The following is a 3,441-nucleotide window of genomic DNA, read 5'->3' on the forward strand; positions in this document are numbered from 1 at the left end:
TGCTTATGTAGTGCAAATTAACGCCATTTACGTTTATATACTGTTTACTMATTGTTCATTTCCTCCTTTATAAGTAGCTGTAGAGCAGTATAACGCTGCAAAAAATGAACGTCAATTCATTTGCCTCGTTTACTTCTTTTTAGTTCCTTTTATGAATATAGTTAATTATTTAGCGTGCATCTTTTTGAAGGAGTGATTAACAATGGCTCATATCTATTCAAAGGGCTGGTTTGTTCAGCAGTTAAAAGCCGCCAATATCTCTAAAATCGATGGAAGAAAGCTAGAAAGTTATAAAACCTACATTCTTCGCAATTTATATGCTGAGCTTATAGAACAAGGTAAAATCAACGGCTAAAAGAGGTTGAGACATAACGAAATGAATCCCATCTAAAGATGAACAAATGGGATATATGAGCTGAACTGCTTGAGACGCCGCAGTTGATTTCCGTGCAAGGCTTCGCTTTCCGCAGGAGTCTTCGTCAACAGCTAGAAAGATTTACACACATGAAATCTACGTTTGTCCTAACAAAAAAACGAACCACTAATCAAAAGTCTTGATCAATGGTTCGTTTTACATTTCGTCTAAAATATTTTTGTCCCAGCCTCTTTTTTTACAGTGATTGCTCAATAAAAGATAATACGCGCTTTACATATTCTTTTTTGTATACATGATAATTTTGAACATGTTCTGCTTTATCGGTTTTCCAGAAGTGAAAAGCATCTGGGTGCGTTTTAGCCATTTTTTCACTTTCAGTGTAAGGGATTTTTGTATCTCCTGTGCTGTGTATAAATAAAATTGGTCGAGGGTAAATATGCTCGACTGCTTTAATAGGACTAGCTTCAGCAGGATTTGCATCTGCAATAACAGGAAGAATAGCAATTGTTAGCGGTGTAAACGGAAAGTTTGGTAAATGAGACCATACAGATAGATTTTCTTTTAAATAAGAGGTTAAATCACTAAAAGGACTATCGGCTACCACCGCTTTTACGTCGTCCTCTTGAGAAGCTGCTAATAAAGAAGTAGCTGCTCCCATTGAAATGCCGTAGAGCACAATTGGCTCTTTTGTTGTTTCTTTCATTTTCTGAATAACGCCTAATAAATCGAGCTGTTCTTTTACACCAATCGTCGTTTGATCTCCTTCTGAGTCTCCTGAATCTCTAAAGTCAAACATKACTACTCGATATCCCGCTTTTACAAATTCCTTACTCAGCGGCAGAAAGCCAGCTCCTTGTGCTTCACGGTTATTTCCGTATCCATGTGACATAATAATGGTCGCTTTTGGCTGTTCCGTTGGTTCGATCATCCATCCTTTTAAATGGGTTATTCCGTCTTTGCTCAAAAATACTTGATTGCTATAGTGCATGCCGTAATCACCAGGATTTTTCACAGCAGGATTTTTATCTAGTTTTGTCAGGCTTATGCCTACATAAAGAGAAATTGCCGTACAAAGTACAAAACAAAGAATAACAAAGGATATCAGGCTGATCCATATTGTTTTTTTCTTTTTTCCTGTATTTGGCTGTCGATTTAGAACTGGAGTCAAGCTCGTTCCTCCTTTTTATCTAAGATCATCTTTCCTATTCTTATTGCTGCTGCCCTTTCTCCATTTTAAAGCTAGCACGTCTATTTTATGAATAAAATTCGTTTTATTTTCCACATATTTTTCTGGTTCAAAGCGATAGCGWTGCGCTAGTTCTATTTTCAACGTTTCGTATTCTTTTGCTGTATCAGGGTGAGTTCGTAGATAATCTCGAAACCATATATGCCGATTAATTTCTGGATGACCTTTTTCATAAATATGAACATGGTGCGTTCTTTCATTTCCGCCTTTTTGGAAGTATCGTCTTCCTTTTATGCCGTTTTCACCTTTCGCTTCGTAACCAAGCCGTTCCATCCTCTGATTATATGTATCTACTTTCTTTATATCTTTCACTTCAATAAGTAAATCAATAATCGGTTTTGCGCTTAGGCCGGGAACAGCAGTGCTTCCGATATGATGAACCTCTAAAACTTGAGCTGACATTATAGTTGTTAAGGTGGCAGCTTCTTTTGAAAATTCCTTTTCCCACGCGATATTATAGGGTGTCAGCTGAATTTCTCTTACGGACTTCATCTTCAATTCCTCCTCTTGCAACGAAAAAACTGCTTATTATAGAATAGCCTATAATAAGCAGTTTTTCATCATTTAACATGTTATTAAGTTTTATCTAGCAAACGCCTGCTTCGCTAAATTAATAATCGTCATATCATCCATTGGAGGGTTGTGAAGCCCAGCACGTACGTCTCTATAATAGCGCTGCAGCGGATTACTGCGCTGCAAGCTTCTCGCCCCCACTATGCGCATTGCTTTGTCGACAACCGTACAGGCACTATTGGTCACTACGTGTTTGACAGCYGCTAACTCTCCCGCTAATGCTGATCGGTCGCCGGTTTCATCCCATTTACTTGCCACGCTGTACATAAAGTGACGCGCCTGCATAAGTTCAAGTTCCATCTCTCCTACTAAACGCTGCACATTTGGCAGCTCGCTAATCATTCCTTCAATACTATTAGGCGAATATTCTGCAGCAAATGCGACAGCATAATCTCTTGCTGCGATGGCTGTACCCATGTAGCAAGCTGGTATATGAAGCAGCCAGCCGCTTGGCTCATTCTTTTTAAAACCACTGAGGCGTTCAACAAGAAAGTCGTGTTTAATATCGACGTTTTCTAGCACAAGATCATGACTTCCTGTCCCGCGCATTGCAATCATATCCCATGTTTCTTCTATTGAAAGTCCGCTTGTTTCACGAGGAATTAAAAACAAGCCGATCTCTTCTTCACCTTCAATGCTTGCTTTTACCAAAAAGTAATTTAACACTGGAGACATCGTGGTGAATGTTTTTCGGCCATTGATTCGCCAGCCTTCTTTTGTTTTTACGGCTGTCGTTTCCGGTTTTCCTCCTCGAGTAGGACTTCCCGTCTTCGGTTCAGTAGCAGCGGTGTTAATAAGTGCACCTTTTTCTATTTCTTTAAAAATAAAATCGAGAATTTGCTGATTCCAAGGCTTTTTTTCACGCAAGTCCATTGTAATCCCCATATGCCATCCAATACTAAGAGCCGTAGAAGCATCTCCTTGAGCAATTAATTCTTGAAATAATAAAAAATCATAAAGGCGTAATTCATCTCCGCCATATTTGCTTTCGAGAGAAAGACGTGTATAGCCCGCTTCTTTTAACTCTTGAATATTTTCAAAGGGAAACGTACCTTCTTCATCTATTTTAAAAGCTCGTTTCTTAAATTTTTCGACTAGAGGCTGCAATTTTCCATACGTAGACTCTTGATTTTTATTTACAAATGAAACACTCATTTGCTTCATCTCCTTTTTATATGACAGAGTGTCCCTATCGGATTAATATATAGTTCTTATCATAGCATACCTCGCCTTTTCTGTGCATGTT

General features: G+C 38.6%; 4 protein-coding genes. 1 reads left to right on the forward strand and 3 read right to left on the reverse strand.

Annotated elements, in window-relative coordinates; genetic code table 11:
* The first annotated feature begins 202 nt into the window (after positions 1–202).
* Positions 203–355, forward strand: a complete 153-nt coding sequence (locus AC1DRF_RS20040; protein WP_013057618.1) for a YflJ family protein — start codon at positions 203–205, stop codon at positions 353–355.
* A gap of 256 nt (positions 356–611) precedes the next feature.
* On the opposite strand, the gene AC1DRF_RS20045 is transcribed toward AC1DRF_RS20040, so the two are convergent.
* The 3 genes from AC1DRF_RS20045 to AC1DRF_RS20055 form a co-directional block, all read right to left on the reverse strand.
* Positions 612–1,544 carry an alpha/beta hydrolase gene (locus AC1DRF_RS20045; protein ID WP_043981547.1) on the reverse strand — a complete coding sequence of 311 codons (933 nt, stop codon included), beginning with the start codon at positions 1,542–1,544 and terminating at the stop codon, positions 612–614.
* A 15-nt stretch (positions 1,545–1,559) separates the two neighbouring features.
* A complete protein-coding gene (locus AC1DRF_RS20050; RefSeq protein WP_477741504.1) occupies positions 1,560–2,114 on the reverse strand; it encodes a GrpB family protein in 555 nt (184 codons plus the stop codon).
* Positions 2,115–2,204: 90 nt separating this feature from the next.
* Positions 2,205–3,350 (reverse strand): acyl-CoA dehydrogenase family protein, encoded by a 1,146-nt coding sequence (locus AC1DRF_RS20055; RefSeq protein ID WP_427076039.1) that lies wholly within the window; start codon positions 3,348–3,350, stop codon positions 2,205–2,207.
* Positions 3,351–3,441: the final 91 nt, after the last annotated feature.

It is taken from the genome of Priestia sp. P5_B4, assembly GCF_056400385.1.